Here is a 16,152-nt window from a genome sequence, read left to right as displayed (position 1 = left end):
TTCCATCATCTCGATGCGCTCATATAGGGCAAGAAGACTCTTTCCTGTGATGCTGCAGTCAATCTCTGATGCATATTTGCAAGCATACTGGGCGAATTCGTCCGGATCCATCTCTTCCTTATCGTCATAGTCTTCCGGAACAACCTCCTCTGCAGCTTCCGCTTTCACCGGAGTCTTCGGCTTTTCTTTGTCTGCAGCCGGCTTCTTCGGAGCTTCTTTGGACTTTCCAAATATTCCTGTCTTCTTCGGCGGGATATATTCCTCTTCCTCCGGTTCCTCTTCCGGCTCTTCTTCCTCGTAAGCGTCTGTTTCCGGTTCTTCTGTTTCTTCAGCCGCCGGCAGCTCCGGTTCTTCCTCCGGCTCCGTCTGTGTTTCCGGTTCCGGTGTCAGAGTGTAAGCTTCCTCTTCCTCCGGTTTCTGTTCCAGCTCCTCTTCCATCTCCTGCTCCGCACTTACCACATCGCGGGCGATCTGTTCCTGTTTTTCTGTGGAACGTTTCAGAGCAGCTTCCATTTCTGCTTCCGCTTTTTTCTGTTCAGCCGCTTCCTCATCGCTTCCGATGTACTGGAATTTACTTGCGAGAGAGGTATTGTGGGCATGGAGCGCCTCAAGGTTCTCCGGGGTATCGATCAGGACAACGATCATGCCGGAGCGGTCTTTTTCCATCAGGTCATCCAGTTCATTCTGGACAGCATCAGTAAGACCTGCCGCATGCTGGATGATCAGATCTTTCCCTGCGAGCATGTCAGCAACTGCGCTGATCCCGCGCTTATTTAATTTCTCACTGCTGATCTTTGCAACCGGGTTCTTGATCCCGAGCTCGCGGTGGATCTCCTTTAAGGATTCAACAGCCATGGAAAGACCTTCCGCGTCCGTCTCCGCCTCGATCATCAGGTTGTTGGTATCGAGCATATCATCCAGGGATTCCAGTTCCAGATCTTCCTCGTCGTCATCCTCTTCCGGAGCCGGAATATTGCGGACCTGGTTTCTGCGTGCGCGCTCTCTGTCGATCTCCGCCTGTTTTTTCGCACGGCGTTCTTCTTCCTCGCGTCTCGCAGCTTCCCGCTCTTCCTCCGCACGGCGGAGCGCTTCCTCTTCCATCTCTTCCCGCTCTTTTGCGGCGCGGATCGCCAGTTTCTGGCGCTCGATCTCACGCTCTTCCTCTGTCGGGATCGTGTGCTCCGGTTCTTCCGTTCCCTGCGCATCTTCCGCAGCTTCCTGTCTTCCCCGGCGGATCGCACTGAGATCTGCAATGGTTCTTGTCGCGTCCATGTCGTTGTCTTCCTCGACAACAGCCGTCCGTCCCTCTTCCTCGGAAAGTCTGGACATCTCGTCTGCCAGCTTCTTTGTCTGGGCATCCTCATGGATCTGCAGGGCAACCTCTCTTGAGACATCCGTGTCTGGAGTTTCCTCCTCGTAGTCATCCTGTTCCGGGGCATTTCCGCTGTATTCTTCCTCAACAGCGCGCAGTTTTGCCTCGTATTTCTCCCTGTTCTCCACAAGGTCCATCTGATATTTGTTCAACGGTGCATACTGAAGTTTCAGATCCATCGCCTTGTCCACATATTTGCCGAGACCGAATAAGAGCATGATGCGGTCACATGTGGCAACACACTTGTCCTCGATCCCTGCTTTGTGGTAGAGCTCTGCCAGCTCATACAGCCATTTCTCATCCACCTCGGATGAAGTATACACCTCCAGCGCACGGATCAGCTGATCCACCGGTGCCTTTTTCGCCTTTAAGATCTTGTAGCGGAGCAGGTACTGGCGCGGATCATCCTGTGCGAGATCGCAGAATTCTCTGTAGTACGCCTCTGCTTCAGCCGTACTTCCGTCCTTTAAGGCGAGATCCGCCAGTTTATAGAGCAGGCGCTTACCGACCGGTGCGCGCTCGAAAGCCAAGAGCAGAATATCCTTCGCCTCCTGGTACTCCTCATTTTTCTCATAGATCTGAGCGATCATGGACAGAAGGCTCGCGTTGCGGACACGGTGCCAGTCGATGGTATCCGCGATCTTCATCGCAGTTCCGTAATCTCCGCGGCTGACCATCTTTTTGATCTGCTCGACTTTAATATTAAACTCGTATTTATCCATTTCTTTCGCATCTCCTGAAACCGGAACAGCCATCTGCTGCCGGTTTTATAATTCCACCCGGCCTTCCAACGCCCGGAGAAGTGTGACTTCATCAATATATTCCAGATCTCCGCCGACCGGAACACCGCTGGCGATCCTCGTCACCTTGATCCCTGTCGGCTTGATCAGTTTGCTTATGTACATTGCCGTCGTCTCGCCCTCAAGACTTGAGTTTGTGGCGATAATGACTTCCTTCACTTCTTCCGTCTGAAGACGCGTCATCAGCTCTTTTAATTTGATATCTCCCGGTCCGATCCCAAGCATCGGGGAGATCGCGCCGTGGAGCACATGGTACACCCCGTCGAATTTTCCCGTTTTTTCGTATGCCGCCAGATCACGCGGGTTCTCCACGACCATGATCACGCTGTGGTCTCTGGTCTGGCTCCGGCAGATCGGGCAGAGTTCCTGGTCCGTCAGGGTGAAGCACTCCTTGCAGTAATGAACATTGTGTTTCGCATCCCGGATCGAGTTCGAGAGCCGTTCCACCTGTTCCTCCGGCATGTTGATGATGTGGAATGCCAGACGCTGGGCCGTCTTATTTCCGATTCCCGGCAGTTTCGACAGCTCCTCTATCAATTTTGATATCTGACTGCTGTAGTAATCCATAATTTAGAAGGAAAGTCCTCCCAGGTTTCCGAGACCGCCTGTGAGCTCGGACATCACTGCGCTGGACTCAGCCTCCATCTGGTGGAACGCCTCATTTGTCGCAGCAACGATAAGATCCTCGAGCATCTCAACATCATCCGGATCTACTGCCTCCGGGGAGATCTTTACAGCGACAACTTCCTTCTTGCCGGATACGGTAACGGATACAGCTCCACCGCCTGCTGTTGCTGTGTACTGCTTCTCCTCAAGCTCTTTTGTCTTCTCTTCCATCTGGCGCTGCATTCTCTGCGCCTGTTTCATAAGATTTGTCATATTGCCGGGCATACCGCCCGGAAAACCGCCACGTCTTGCCATGGTGTATTTCCTCCTGATATTCTTAGTTTTTTATAAATGATGTTCAGGCTCAAAAAAGCTTTTTGAGTCCTTCCGTCAACGCTGACCGGACATTGTCCATATAGGTATGACCGGTTCACAGGTTTCAAGTTGAATCTGTGTTTATATTAATCGCAGCTTTTATCACTGCGGCTAATCTTCGATTGTAATATCCATATGGATGTTTTCTCTCAGCTCATCATCGCTGATATAGCGGGTATCCATCCGTTCCCCGTTTTCCCGCATGCGGGATTTAAAATACAGGGATTTTCCGTATTTCTGCTCCACATACCTTTCCAGATCACCGAGGACGCTCGGACGGCTTCCGATGGCAAAATTCATCGGATCATTGAACACGATGCAGAGACAGCTGTCGCCCGCCGGTTCCACTACAGTTTCCCGGAAACTCGGGCGGATGGACATACCCATGTCGCGGACGATCTTGCCCCACTCATTCCGGATCATGTTGAGATCCTCCAGCTGGGCTTTCGGCAGTGATACAGTCCTCGGCTCATAAGTCTGACCGGAAGCCGGGGGATTCTGCATTCCCGCCGGATTCTGCGCTGGCTGACCTGCCACTCCCGCGCCATTTCCCGGTGCTCCGGCACCGTCGTAAACAGGCTGTGCATACATCTGCGGTGAAATCTGCGCGGCTCCCATCATCGGATCACCGGCGATCCCGGCATTCTGCGCGGGAACATAGCCGCCTGCGGGCATCGCAGGGATCCCTTCCTCCACCATGCGCTCCAGCTTTTCCAGGCGCTCCAGGATGGAATCCATGTTCTGCTCCATCTCCGGCTTGGTGAGCTTGATGAATGCAAGCTCGATGAGCACGCGTTTCTGGTTTGCGAAACGGATCTGGTTGGAGAGCTCCGAGAACACGCGGATATATCTCATCAGAGTATTCTCGTCCACAAGCGCCGCGTCTTCCCGCATCTGTGCCAGATTGTCCTCCGACATATCCAGAAGGTCTTCCGCATCATCCGCCGTCTTTAACAGGAGCAGATTTCGGAGAAACCAGATGAAATCCACGACAAACTGGGAAAGTTCCCGGCCCTGGACTACCATCTCCTCAAGCTTCAGGATACAGTCCTTCGTCCGGTTCTCCCGGATCGCATGGAACAGCTCCCGGAATACGCTGTTGTCGACAGCGCCGAGGACATCCAGCACATGTTCATACGTCAGCGTCTCGCCGAAGTGGAACGCCGCGCACTGGTCCAGGAGACTTAGAGCGTCTCGCATGGAGCCGTCTCCGGCTTTTGCCACATAGCGGAGCGCTTTATCCTCCACCGGCATGTTTTCCGCTTCCGTAAGTTCTTTTAACCGGGCCGTGATCGTGTCCAGCGTAATGCGCCGGAAATCATACCGCTGGCATCTGGAAAGCACCGTGATCGGGATCTTGTGGACCTCTGTGGTCGCCAGGATAAAGATTACATAGGACGGCGGCTCCTCCAGTGTCTTTAACAGGGCGTTGAACGCGCCTGTTGAGAGCATATGAACCTCATCGATGATGTATACGCGATATTTTCCCTCCGTCGGCGGGTACTGGACCTGCTCACGGATCTCACGGATGTTCTCAACGCCATTGTTGGACGCAGCATCGATCTCCACCACGTTTAACGAGGTTCCCGCCGCGATCTGCCTGCAGCTCGGGCATTCTCCACAGGGACTTCCGTCCACCGGATGTTCACAGTTTACCGCCCTGGCCAGGATCTTCGCCACCGTTGTCTTACCGGTTCCGCGGGTTCCGCAGAACAGATACGCATGCCCGATCCTGCCGGAACCGATCTGATTCTGTAAAGTTTTAACGATATGGTCCTGGCCTTTTACATCCGCAAAGACCTGCGGACGCCATTTCCTGTATAACGCTTGATATGACATGTTCTATCAGTCTCCGAAACTGATTCCGATAAGCTTCGCTTCTTTTACAATATCGGACTGCGGATCCACATATTTCAGTTTGCCGGCAGATTCTGCCAGCGGGATATCCGTGATCACATTGTTTTTTACAACGACCAGCTTGCCGAATTCATTATTTTTGATCATGTCGGCGGCATGAGCGCCGATCCTTGTGGAGAGAACGCGGTCATACGGGACCGGAGTGCCGCCGCGCTGCATATGGCCCGGAACGGTCACACGGATCTCCTGTCCTGTCATCTCCTGGATCTTCGCGCCGATCTCATACGCGACGGACTGGTATTTCGTTGCGCGTTCCTCCAGATACTTCTTATACTCCTTCTTGGAAAGAGCTGCCTGTTCTTTTGAGATCGCACCCTCAGCCACCGCAAGGATCGAGAAACGGCTTCCGTTCTTCGTCCGCTCTTTGATCTTCTTTACGACTTTATTTAAGTCATACGGGATCTCCGGGATCAGGATGATATCCGCTCCGCCGGCGATGCCTGCATGAAGTGTGAGCCAGCCGACTTTATGTCCCATGATTTCCACGATGAAGACACGTCCGTGGGAGGACGCGGTCGTGTGGATACAGTCGATCGCATTCGTCGCGATATCCACAGCGCTCTGGAATCCGAACGTCATATCCGTTCCCCAGAGATCGTTATCGATGGTCTTCGGAAGTCCGATCACGTTGAGTCCTTCCTGGCTTAAGAGATTTGCCGTTTTCTGGCTTCCGTTTCCGCCGAGGACGACTAAAGCGTCCAACTTCAATTTATAGTAGGTGTGCTTCATGAGCTCCACCTTGTCGAGTCCGTTCTCGTCCGGTACACGCATCAGCTTGAACGGCTGTCTGGAAGTGCCGAGCATCGTTCCGCCTTTTGTGAGGACGCCTGAAAAATCTGATTGTTTCATCATCTGATAATTTGCATACATCAGACCTTTATATCCATCTTCAAATCCGATAATTTCCACTTCATCTTTGTAGATCTGATACAGACCTTTTGCGACTCCGCGCATCGTTGCGTTTAATGCCTGGCAGTCGCCGCCGCTCGTAAGGAATCCAACTCTCTTCATCGTCTTGTCCTTTCTCCGATTTCTTTCAGTCGAAATGTGAATGCATGTATCCAAGATAAGATTATAATACAAAGAAAAGAGACGGGCAAGAAAAACTTGTCTCCTCTCTCTTTTCTAGGCATATTAGTTACTGTACACGGTAGGAATTTTCTGAACTGAAAATTCCGTACAATGCAGTTGTGGCAGCAGATTTTGCCGATTCGGAATGCGAAGCATCGGCAAAATCGTGTTACAGTGCGCGGGCATAGAGTGTCCGTGTACTGTAACACATATTATGGACAAAAATAAGGTCCTCATGCAGACCGGCAGACGGTGCGTCCTCTCTTTTTTATTGTTCCGGGCGTTTCAAACGGACCGGATTCGGGATCTCGGCATGGTTATTTGCCGACATCGTGTCGCGCATCATTCCGTCGAGCTGGCGGAACTCAACGCTCGGATCCATGTAGCGGACCCAGAGGCCGTATCCGAACTCGTTTTTCTTCTCCGAATAACTGATCGGCACTCCGGCATAGTAATCCTTGTAGATATCCGTATAAAAGTCCGCCATAACTTCTTTTAATTCTTTCGGCACATCCTCCAGGGTTTTAAAGATCTGATTCTTGATGACCGTCTGCAGATAATCCGCTGCATAGGCTGAGAACTCAAGAAGGTTCGGATCCGTCTCCCCGTTTGCGGCCGCCCAGGTGGAAACATCCACGGTCTTTGCGAGATAATCGATGCTGCCGTCCGTGTTTAACGTTACAGTCCCGTACTGACATGGCGGCAGGATCAGGGAATTGCTCACGATCTCCCAGATTCCGTAAGTGTCTGAGCCCATTCCCGGCTCTGTCAGGTGTTTCATGACCTTCTGCGTGTGGAGATGGCCGCTGAAGTACACAGGCGTCAGATAACGTTCAAAGAGTTCCCGGACCTCGTCACAGTTCTCGATCACGCATTCCTCCACATAGACACGGCTCAGGCGCTGGAGATTGTGGTGTCCAACCGGGATCACGGTGATTCCTTCGGCATACGCCTCTTTCAGGCATTCTTCCATCCATTCCAGCGTTCCCTCTTTAATCTCACCGTACACCTCATTTTCCGGCTCGCAGACCGTCGTATCAAGCATCATGAGCCAGGTGGTATCATTCAGTTCCACCAGATAACTCAGGGAATCCGGTGCTTCGCTCTTTGCCTCATTGTATCCGAAATCTCCGTAAATCTCCCGGAATTCTTCCGACGTCACGCTTTCCACATCCGTTCTCTGATCCCCGAAGTATTCTCCGGCATTCGGCTTGTTGATATCGTGATTTCCGGGGATCACATAGACCGGGATCCCTGCGTCTTTGATCTTCCGGAGTTTTTCCGCAAATTCCAGGTGGTTTGCCTTTTCTCCATTTAAACTCAGGTCGCCGCTCAGGATCAGGGCATCCGGATGTGCCTCAAGAACTTCCGATTCAAACGCCTGCCATAACTGTGGCTGATAGCGGATCACTTTTCCATCACTGCTGTTTACAAGCTGGTCAAATGCTACGCCATAATCCGTCAACGACGGTGACATGTAGTGGGTGTCAGACGCGATGATCAGATGCGTCTCGATCTTTTCCCGGTCCACCGGATCTCCGGGACCTTCCGTCTCCTCTTCGGTCGGCTCCTCGGTTTCTGTCCCAGTCTCCGATTCCGTTTCCGTCTCTGTCGGCGGTTCCGACTCGGTTGTTGACGGTTCTGTCTCTTCCGCGGCACTCTCTTTTGTTTGATCCGGAACATGATCCCGCACTGCGGGCAGGACAAAGATCACCCCGGCCAATAAAAAAAGAAGCGCCAGCAATAGCAGAAATTTCTTTCTCATTCACTGTCACCTCTTAAGATTTCTTTTTTATCCGCACGCTCTGCTTTGAATACGTCTCATAAACGTTACCCTGGCAGCCAGCTCGGTCCCGGCTCCCTCGCGGCACATGGAAGGTTCTCCTTAATGCTGCTGCATTCCTGCCCTGACATGGTTCAGAGAGTCCCATTGCGCGAGACCAAAACGTCAGCGCCGCTTACCAGGGGCAGCTTCACAAGGAAGTACCCGCGGCAGAACATCACCCCTGCTGTAGCGGATTGCAGGTACAGGGCACCGCTATCTCCCCGGCTGTGCGGACCAGTTAAGTATACATGGACGGGGGCATTTTGTCAAGTTGCGAAATCCCCCGATGACAGTGAACTATCTGCAAATTTCTTCCCTGATTTCACTAAATCGTATTCATCTGCTTATTTGAACAGCGGCATTTTTGTGATCGGGAATGTCTGGTTCTCTAACGGTGCATGCCAGATCCCGTACCAGATATCTTCCAGGTTATCGCCGTCGGCTGCCAGAAATCCGTAAACTTCACTGTCGTACTCCGGGATTTCCACCGGACCGTACAGCAGCCTGCTGCCGTATTCCTTATAAAGATCCGCAGCCATCTCATTTAACCGGTCATCCGCCAGATATGCATCCTTGAAAGCACCTTTTTCCTTATCTTCCCTGAACACTTTGCAGACTTCTTCCGGAAGTTCCGTCACATCCCCATAAGTGTCAGAGTAAAGGTACATCGGGTTCTTTTCCTTCGTGTATGCTTTCGGTGCCACCACGCAGCCATCCGCATCTCCGACAACCTCCGTGTAATCATCGCCCTGGGTTACGATCGGTCCCGCTTCCTCCAACGTGTAGGCTGCAGCCGGCTCCAGCGTCGCAGGGTCATCGGAACTATTGATATTAAATGAAATGTATCCGAAGGAACCATGCAAAGAGATTTTGTCTTTGCTCACATAGTCAAGTTCCACGACATCCCCATAGGACTGCTTTTTCGCGGTTTCAAGGTCCAAAACAGCCGCTTTTGTTTCTTCGTCAGGAGAACCGATTTTCCCGGCCAGAAAGATCTTCGTTGGTCCGTCTGCTCCGCCGATGATTCCGATAGATGCTGCCTCCTTTTTATCTCTATTCTGGATATAACACACTGCGGCAACTCCCGCAAGCACCAGAATTCCTGCAGCCGCCAGGATCTTCTTTTTATTTTTCATACTTTTTCTCCGTTTCTGAATTAACAGGATCTGTGATCATAACTGTGTCATATGGAATCTTCCATTCCGAAATTTTCTGCCCATGAGGTTCATTGATCAGAAAGACCATTTATCCGTTTGCACCGCCCGGGATTGCCGGGAAGTCGTCTCTGCCAAATCTCATGTGCATCCTCCGGATTTATTTCATCTTACCATACAGTTATTACTTCTATATATAAACTTTCTTAACTTTCCCTGTCCATTTCCAGGCATTTTGTGCGGTGCGCAGCGCCCTTTTACTCTATTCACACTTCACCACGTTCTCTTGCATTCCATGTCCGTCCAGTATATACTGGTGAGGCAAAATGATTGTTTTCCGCGGACAGCAGCGAATTTCCAAACAGGAAATCCTACCTGATGCTGTACACGGTAACGCAAATGTCTCTGCAGGAAAGGATTTATTATCATGAACAACAAGGGGTTTATCAAAGAAGTGCTTGTCATGACCCTGGCTGATGCGATCACGGCCATCGCAGTCTACTTTTTTCTGGTGCCGAGCCACACCTCGATCAGCAGTATCTCCGGTCTCGGGATCGTATTGACCCACTTTATTCCGCTTCCGCTCTCCGTGATCACGATGGCCTTCAATGTCATTTTACTGATCATCGGGTTTATCCTCTGTGGAAAAGAGTTCGGAGCAAAGACCGTGTATACAAGCGTCATGCTGCCGGTATTTCTGGGAATTTTTGAGAAGATCTTCCCAGATTTCACCTCTCTCACCGGGAGCCAGGAGCTGGATGTTATCTGTTACGTCCTCGTCGTCAGTGTCGGACTTGCGATGCTCTTTAACATGAACGCATCATCCGGCGGACTTGATATCGTTGCGAAGATCATGAATAAATATCTGCATATGGATCTTGGAAAGGCCATGTCCCTCTCCGGCATGTGCGTGGCGCTCTCCTCCGCACTGGTTTACGACAAAAAGACGGTCGTGCTCAGTGTCCTCGGTACATATGTGAACGGGATCGTCCTCGACTACTTTATTTTCGATCAGAACGTCAAGAGACGTGTCTGCATTATCACTAAAAAGGAAGAAGAACTCCGCAAGTTCATCATCGACAACCTGCATAGCGGGGCCACGATCTATGAAGCCACCGGTGCTTACAATTTTGAGAAACACAACGAGATCATCACGATCGTCGATAAGCGCGAATACCAGGCGCTCATGAACTATATCAGTTCCAGTGATCCGGAGGCGTTTATCACGATATATAAGGTTTCGGATATCCGGTACCGGCCGAAGAAATTCAGCGCGTAACATGCATGTAAACGCTTCCATTGCCAGTTTTCTGTGATTATATGGAGACAGAAAAGACCGTCGCCAGATCTTATCTGATATGTGTCCGGAATTCCGGGTATCTATCATATCAGATCTGGCAGCGGTCTTTTATTATAAGTAATTCTATTGCAACTTTTCTGCCTTCAGAACCATCCACTGGCATTTTTCGGTTTCACGGCAAAAACCGATTCTCCGTTTGTCTTTTATGCATTTTCTGAGGTTTCTTTCTCCGCCTGCTCCAGCTTCTTACGTTTTCCTTCTTCCCGCAGTGCTTTAAAGAAATCCTTCAGCATCTGAGAGCATTCATCCCCGCAAAGTCCGACTTCCGTCTCCACCTGGTGGTTAAATCCGTCTTCATGCAGCATGTCGAGCACGGATCCGGCGCAGCCTGCCTTCGGGTTCATGCAGCCGATCACGACTTTCGGGATCCGCGCCTGGACGATCGCACCGGCACACATCGGACATGGTTCCAGCGTCACATACATCGTACAGTCCTCAAGCCGCCAGTCCCCGATGATCCGGCAGGCCTTCCGCATCGCGATGATCTCCGCGTGGGCCAGCACGTTCTTATCCACGGTCCGCCGGTTATATCCCCGCGCGATGATCTTCCCGTCATGCACGATCACGCAGCCGATCGGCACTTCTTTTAAAGCCGCCGCCTTTTTTGCCTGGCGGATTGCTTCTTTCATATAGTGTTCTTCTATTGTCATCTTTTTCATATGTTTCTCCGAATTTCAGGTAATGTTGTCTATGGTCATGGATCAGGAAATGGTTCCAGATCCTCGCCTTTCATTCCTTTTTTATTGTACCTTATTTTTTATTTCTGGCAAGATAAATAAATATGAAAGACAATACAAAGCAGCCTGTCTGTTAAAACTCACCGTATCTTCAGATCCGTATACCAGTACCCAAACCGCCCGTCCCCGACCGGCTGGCGCCTGGAGAGGACGAAATTCGGGAAACCGAACATGGTGGCCATGTATTTTTCGCTGCTGTAGTAGTGCCCGGGGACTCCCAACAGGTAGCGGGATTTCTTTTTGTTCCCGCCGAGCTTTACGAGGATCAGATAGCGGAAATTATAGTAGCCGTGGAGCAGAAAGCTGTTGTTTCCATAAACCCAGCACTCTCGCGGGAGTTTTCCGATATCCTGCGGACGAATCGTCAGGATATCGCAGCCGTCCTCATACTCGAACGGCTGGATCTTCGGGTATGTCCTTTTAAATTCCTCCCACAGTTTTTCCGGATCGGCCGCAGGATCTTCCGTCTCCTGCAAGTAACGCAGAACCTCCGGATTTTCAAGCTCCGGGGAGACCATGGGCGCTGTGGGGGCAGTTGAATGTGCTGCCTGTGAAGCTGCACTTTTGGGGGACTGCGCCGTCATACCGGAAGTCTGTACTGGATTTTGTCTGAACTTCTGGCTATTCGGCCGCTGTACTCTTTGAGCAGTTTTCATGTAAAACGGCAGGTCTGTTCCCTGCGGTATTCCCTGCTCCTGCTGCGCTGTTTCCACCTGTTGTTTTTCTGTTTCCGACTCAGAAGTTTTCTCCGGATCCAGGTTCGCCGTCTGATCATTCTCCTCTTCATCCCCGGAAGTCTCTTCCATTTTCCGCTCTATCGGTCTGTCTTCCACGTTTCCGCATGTGTCATCCGATTTTTCATCGATTTCATCGTCTTCCCCCGACAAGTAGAACCTGCCACGGTCTTCACTTTGTTCTTCCTGCTGCTGTACTTCATGATCCGCAGTGTCTTCCTCTTCCGCTTTCCCATCATATGCCGGCGCTTTCTCCGTCTTTAGGTCTCCCTCTGCACCGCTCAGCTCTGCTGCATGCGCCGTCTTTTCTCTCTCGTCTGATTCCACCGTATGCATATTCCGCTTCTCCGGGGCTCCGCTTTCCTCTTTTTTCCCCGGTCCCGGATCATGTACGCTCTTTTCCTCCTGCTCTCTCCGCTCTTCTTCCCTGGCGATCTCCTCCTCGATCTCTTTTACCACCTTGGAAACCGCCTGTGTATCCATTCCTTTTTCCGCCTCCGGCAGCATCTGGGCAGTAAATTTCGGAACCGAGAGGACCGGATTCTCCCCGGTATTTCCCTCCTCCGCTGCCAGCGCGTCCTCCCAGATCGTCTTATAGCACCGCCAGGAATTCTTTACATCATGGACCGACAGGCCGAAATATGTATCAAGTCCGGTACCGCTTCCCTCCACGTTCTTCGCGTCCACATTGACCCGGAACTCCCCGTTTCCGCCGCGCACAAAAACGTTTCCAAGAAATGTCTCACGACCGCCTGTCCCTAAAAGATACGCGCCAATGGCATTGCCGCCCATATAGATCCGCTTCACATTGACATTGATCCTGCACTGCCCGTTCCGCGCCTCCAGCTTCGCAAATCCCACATTTTTCCCTTTCTTTTTTCCTTCGTACTCGTAAATATAAGAAATCAGTCTGCGATAATCTGCCATAATCAAAAACACTCCTTCTGCACTTATGTATATGCGGAAGGAGTGTTTCTCATAACTATTTTTTAATTGTCATTTGCCATCAATGATCTTATCCGGAAATATGCCGATCTTTCAGAGAGATCTATTATTTGCGGATCGCTCCGGATTTTACAGCCGCCTCAGCAACACGTTTTGCAACATGCTCTGCAACGCCTTCTTCGAGCGCACCCGGAATGATATACTCTGCGGAGAGTTTGTCCGGTGTTACAAGCTCAGCGATCGCCTGGGCTGCAGCAACCTTCATATCGTAGTTGATATCTCTTGCGCCGCAGTCTAATGCGCCGCGGAAGATTCCCGGGAATGCAAGGACGTTGTTGATCTGGTTCGGGAAGTCGGAACGGCCTGTTCCCATTACCTTTACGCCTGCTGCCATCGCCTCATCATACATGATCTCCGGATTCGGGTTCGCCATTGCAAAGACGATCGGGTCTTTCGCCATCGTCTTGATCATCTCCGGCTTCAGTGCACCTGCTACGGACACGCCGATAAATACGTCCGCTCCGACGAGAGCGTCTGCAAGAGTTCCGCGCTTGTCCTCAAGGTTTGTGATCTCGCAGAGCATCTTCTTGTGGTCTTTGATGCCGACTCCGCGGTCTTTGTAGAGGATTCCGTTTTCGTCGCAGGCGATGATATTTTTCACGCCTGTCGCAAGCAGCATCTTGATGATCGCAGTTCCGGCAGATCCCGGTCCGTTTAATACAACATGGATCTCATCAATCTTCTTTCCGACAACTTTTAATGCGTTTAAGAGAGCTGCTGTAACGACAACTGCTGTGCCGTGCTGGTCATCGTGGAATACCGGAATATCAAGCTCTTTCTCCAGACGTGCCTCAACCTCGAAGCATTTCGGGGAAGCGATATCTTCCAGGTTAATGCCGCCGAAGCACGGAGCAATGTATTTCACTGCCTTGATGATCTCCTCGGTGTCTGTCGTATCGAGACAGATCGGGAACGCATCAACGCCGCCGAACTCTTTAAAGAGGACTGCCTTTCCTTCCATGACCGGCATAGCAGCTTCCGGTCCGATATTTCCAAGACCTAAAACTGCGGTTCCATCAGAAACAACTGCTACCAGATTGCCCTTTGCAGTGTACTTGTAAACATCTTTCTTATTATCATGGATCTTTCTGCATGGCTCCGCAACACCCGGTGTATAGGCGGTGCTTAAGTCATCTCTTGTCTTTACCGGAACCTTGCTCGTAACTTCGATCTTTCCATGATGTTCCTCATGGAGCTTTAACGCTGCTTCATTGAAATTCATTGCGCTTTCCTCCTGCAAATTCATTATCATTACCAGACTGCCCTGCGGTCTCCTGTCTCCAGATGATCTGTATTTTCCCATTTCCGGCGGTCAGATCCTTTCCCACAGTTTTCGTATTCTTTTCCGGGCAGTTCCTGATCTGCTTAATCTCGAGTTTACCACACTCACTCTGAAAAGGAAACTGCTTTTTATTTCTCTCCGCACATTGCCGCCAGGTTTTGGTTACAGTACACGGGCACTCTATGCCCGCGCACTGTAACAGGTTTTAATCATCTACCACGCTGCCACCGTTCCGTCTGCCCGCGGTTCGGTTGCTCCGCAGAGCACATCGTTTTCATCTCTCCAGATAATCTGTCCTCGCCCGAAGGACAGGGAACTCTCAAGGACTTCCATCTCATGTCCCCGTTTTTTCAGCTCTTCCACGATCCCGGCCGGGAATGTCTTTTCCACCTGGATCTTCTTTCCACCGATCCACTGCCATCTCGGCGCGTTGAGCGCATCCTGCGGATTCATCAGGAAGTCCACTGTATTCATGATGACCTGGACATGGCCCTGCGGCTGCATGAAACCGCCCATAACGCCGAACGGTCCAACTGCTTTTCCTTCCTTCATCAGAAATCCCGGAATGATCGTGTGCAGAGATTTCTTTCCCGGTCCCAGACAGTTTTCCATTGTCTCATCCAGTGTGAAGTTCGCCCCGCGGTTCTGCAGCGTGATCCCTGTTCCAGGTATTACGATCCCGGATCCAAATCCCATGTAATTGCTCTGGATGTAGGAGACCATATTGCCTTCCCCGTCCGCTGTGCAGAGATAGATCGTTCCTCCGCGGAACGGATTGCCTGGCTCCGGTGTGAGCGCCTGTTCTCCGATGAGCGCCCGTCTTCCGTCCGCATATTCATCAGAAAGCAGCGTCTCCACCGGTGCTTTCATATAATCCAGGTCCGCAACATACCGGTTTCCGTCCGCAAATGCCAGTTTCATCGCCTCCAGCTGTTTATGCACGGTATCTGCATTGTCCCGCTCCGCAAAGGAATACCCCTTTAAAATATTCAATGCCATCAACGCAATGATCCCGTCTCCGTTCGGCGGGATCTCGCAGACATCATATCCCCTGTAATTTATGTGGATCGGTTTCACCCACTCACACCAGTAATTTTCAAGATCTGATCTCCGGAGATATCCGCCGGTTTTTCTTGAAAATTCGTCGATCTGATCCGCAAGTTCTCCACGATAAAACGCTTTTGCATGAGTCTGCGCGATCATTTCCAGCGTCTTTGCATGAGCTTCCGACCTCCAGATTTCTCCCGGCTGCGGGGCATGTCCGTCCGAGGCGAACGTTTCAAACCATGGCCGGAAACATTCTTCCGTCAGCGTTTCTGAAAACTCTCTGTATGCATTGTTCCATATTTTTGATGTCACCGGACTCACCGGATATCCCTCGCGTGCATATGTGATCGCCGGTTCCAGCACCTTTTCCAGCGGAAGTCTTCCAAACTTTTCCGAGAGTTCCGCCCATGCGGACGGGGCGCCCGGGACCATCACCGGGATCCAGCCTCGTTTCGGCATTTCGGTGTATCCCTGTTTTTTCACTTCTTCTGCAGTGATCGCCATAGGTGATCTTCCGCTGGCATTCAGCCCGTGAAGTTCTCCCTTTGTCCAGACCAGGGCGAAGGCGTCGCTTCCGATCCCGTTGGACGTCGGCTCCAGAACTGTCATGCACGCCGCTGTCGCGATCGCCGCGTCAACTGCGTTTCCGCCCCGTTTTATGATGTCGAGTCCCGCCTGGGCCGCCAAAGGCTGGCTCGTGCAGACCATACCTTTTTTCCCGTACACAACACTTCTTCGTGATGGATAATCATATTTCTGCGCATCAAATTTCAGCATATCCATTTCCTCCTGATCAAGCCATTTATTCCTGGGTTGTAAGTGTACCGCAATAAACAGAAAGTCCGTTTATTGCTTTATCATGCTGGA

At 51.3% G+C, this 16,152-nt stretch carries 11 protein-coding genes, 1 other RNA gene and 1 pseudogene (1 of these 13 cut by a window edge); 1 reads left to right on the top strand and 12 read right to left on the bottom strand.

What is annotated here, in order from left to right; all coding sequences use genetic code 11:
* The 8 genes and pseudogenes from ACI3EW_RS00850 to ACI3EW_RS00815 form a co-directional block, all read right to left on the bottom strand.
* Window positions 1-2,094 carry the 5' portion of a tetratricopeptide repeat protein gene (locus ACI3EW_RS00850; RefSeq protein WP_405578811.1) on the bottom strand. 165 nt of this gene lie to the left of the window's left edge, so 2,094 of the gene's 2,259 nt are visible here — the first part of the coding sequence; it begins with the start codon at window positions 2,092-2,094; its stop codon lies off the left edge, out of view.
* A gap of 45 nt (window positions 2,095-2,139) precedes the next feature.
* A complete protein-coding gene (gene recR / locus ACI3EW_RS00845; RefSeq protein WP_118298196.1) occupies window positions 2,140-2,739 on the bottom strand; it encodes a recombination mediator RecR in 600 nt (199 codons plus the stop codon).
* A 3-nt stretch (window positions 2,740-2,742) separates the two neighbouring features.
* Window positions 2,743-3,093 carry a YbaB/EbfC family nucleoid-associated protein gene (locus tag ACI3EW_RS00840; RefSeq protein ID WP_021903984.1) on the bottom strand — a complete coding sequence of 117 codons (351 nt, stop codon included), beginning with the start codon at window positions 3,091-3,093 and terminating at the stop codon, window positions 2,743-2,745.
* 171 nt (window positions 3,094-3,264) lie between these two features.
* Window positions 3,265-4,992, bottom strand: a complete 1,728-nt coding sequence (gene dnaX, locus ACI3EW_RS00835; RefSeq protein WP_405578816.1) for a DNA polymerase III subunit gamma/tau — start codon at window positions 4,990-4,992, stop codon at window positions 3,265-3,267.
* Between the two features lie 6 nt (window positions 4,993-4,998).
* A complete protein-coding gene (locus ACI3EW_RS00830; protein WP_118532281.1) occupies window positions 4,999-6,081 on the bottom strand; it encodes a 6-phosphofructokinase in 1,083 nt (360 codons plus the stop codon).
* A 328-nt stretch (window positions 6,082-6,409) separates the two neighbouring features.
* Window positions 6,410-7,906 carry a metallophosphoesterase gene (locus tag ACI3EW_RS00825; protein WP_215702028.1) on the bottom strand — a complete coding sequence of 499 codons (1,497 nt, stop codon included), beginning with the start codon at window positions 7,904-7,906 and terminating at the stop codon, window positions 6,410-6,412.
* A gap of 31 nt (window positions 7,907-7,937) precedes the next feature.
* Window positions 7,938-8,199, bottom strand: an RNA gene (gene ffs, locus ACI3EW_RS00820) — signal recognition particle sRNA large type.
* 738 nt (window positions 8,200-8,937) lie between these two features.
* Window positions 8,938-9,102, bottom strand: a pseudogene (locus tag ACI3EW_RS00815) (sodium ion-translocating decarboxylase subunit beta); the annotation flags it as partial.
* 445 nt (window positions 9,103-9,547) lie between these two features.
* Here ACI3EW_RS00815 and ACI3EW_RS00810 point away from each other — a divergent pair.
* Window positions 9,548-10,399 carry a YitT family protein gene (locus tag ACI3EW_RS00810; protein ID WP_118532261.1) on the top strand — a complete coding sequence of 284 codons (852 nt, stop codon included), beginning with the start codon at window positions 9,548-9,550 and terminating at the stop codon, window positions 10,397-10,399.
* A gap of 224 nt (window positions 10,400-10,623) precedes the next feature.
* On the opposite strand, the gene tadA is transcribed toward ACI3EW_RS00810, so the two are convergent.
* The 4 genes from tadA to ACI3EW_RS00790 all read right to left on the bottom strand — a co-directional run bounded on the left by tadA (window position 10,624) and on the right by ACI3EW_RS00790 (window position 16,059).
* The gene (gene tadA / locus ACI3EW_RS00805; RefSeq protein WP_405578821.1) at window positions 10,624-11,139 is read right to left on the bottom strand and encodes a tRNA adenosine(34) deaminase TadA; all 516 of its coding nucleotides are present in this window, start codon (window positions 11,137-11,139) and stop codon (window positions 10,624-10,626) included.
* Window positions 11,140-11,297: 158 nt separating this feature from the next.
* Complete coding sequence (locus tag ACI3EW_RS00800) at window positions 11,298-12,878, bottom strand: DUF6128 domain-containing protein (RefSeq protein WP_405578824.1); 1,581 nt, start codon at window positions 12,876-12,878, stop codon at window positions 11,298-11,300.
* 124 nt (window positions 12,879-13,002) lie between these two features.
* Window positions 13,003-14,178: an NAD(P)-dependent malic enzyme gene (locus ACI3EW_RS00795; RefSeq protein ID WP_118532259.1), complete on the bottom strand. Its 1,176-nt coding sequence runs from the start codon at window positions 14,176-14,178 to the stop codon at window positions 13,003-13,005.
* Window positions 14,179-14,451: 273 nt separating this feature from the next.
* The gene (locus ACI3EW_RS00790) at window positions 14,452-16,059 is read right to left on the bottom strand and encodes a gamma-glutamyltransferase family protein (protein ID WP_405578892.1); all 1,608 of its coding nucleotides are present in this window, start codon (window positions 16,057-16,059) and stop codon (window positions 14,452-14,454) included.
* Window positions 16,060-16,152 lie beyond the last annotated feature (93 nt).

Origin of the sequence: Pilosibacter rotomagensis, assembly GCF_045062245.2 — a bacterium.
Lineage (GTDB): Bacteria > Bacillota > Clostridia > Lachnospirales > Lachnospiraceae > Pilosibacter.
The sequence above is the reverse complement of the archived record's forward strand: the minus strand, read 5'-3'. Positions and strand labels throughout refer to the sequence as shown.

What these genes read in the sequence shown, in the direction of transcription:
- recR (WP_118298196.1), bottom strand. Translation starts at nt 2,739, where the DNA reads ATGGATTACTACAGCAGTCAGATATCAAAATTGATAGAGGAGCTGTCG.
- ACI3EW_RS00840 (WP_021903984.1), bottom strand. Translation starts at nt 3,093, where the DNA reads ATGGCAAGACGTGGCGGTTTTCCGGGCGGTATGCCCGGCAATATGACA.
- dnaX (WP_405578816.1), bottom strand. Translation starts at nt 4,992, where the DNA reads ATGTCATATCAAGCGTTATACAGGAAATGGCGTCCGCAGGTCTTTGCG.
- ACI3EW_RS00830 (WP_118532281.1), bottom strand. Translation starts at nt 6,081, where the DNA reads ATGAAGAGAGTTGGATTCCTTACGAGCGGCGGCGACTGCCAGGCATTA.
- ACI3EW_RS00825 (WP_215702028.1), bottom strand. Translation starts at nt 7,906, where the DNA reads ATGAGAAAGAAATTTCTGCTATTGCTGGCGCTTCTTTTTTTATTGGCC.
- ACI3EW_RS00810 (WP_118532261.1), top strand. Translation starts at nt 9,548, where the DNA reads ATGAACAACAAGGGGTTTATCAAAGAAGTGCTTGTCATGACCCTGGCT.
- tadA (WP_405578821.1), bottom strand. Translation starts at nt 11,139, where the DNA reads ATGAAAAAGATGACAATAGAAGAACACTATATGAAAGAAGCAATCCGC.
- ACI3EW_RS00800 (WP_405578824.1), bottom strand. Translation starts at nt 12,878, where the DNA reads ATGGCAGATTATCGCAGACTGATTTCTTATATTTACGAGTACGAAGGA.
- ACI3EW_RS00795 (WP_118532259.1), bottom strand. Translation starts at nt 14,178, where the DNA reads ATGAATTTCAATGAAGCAGCGTTAAAGCTCCATGAGGAACATCATGGA.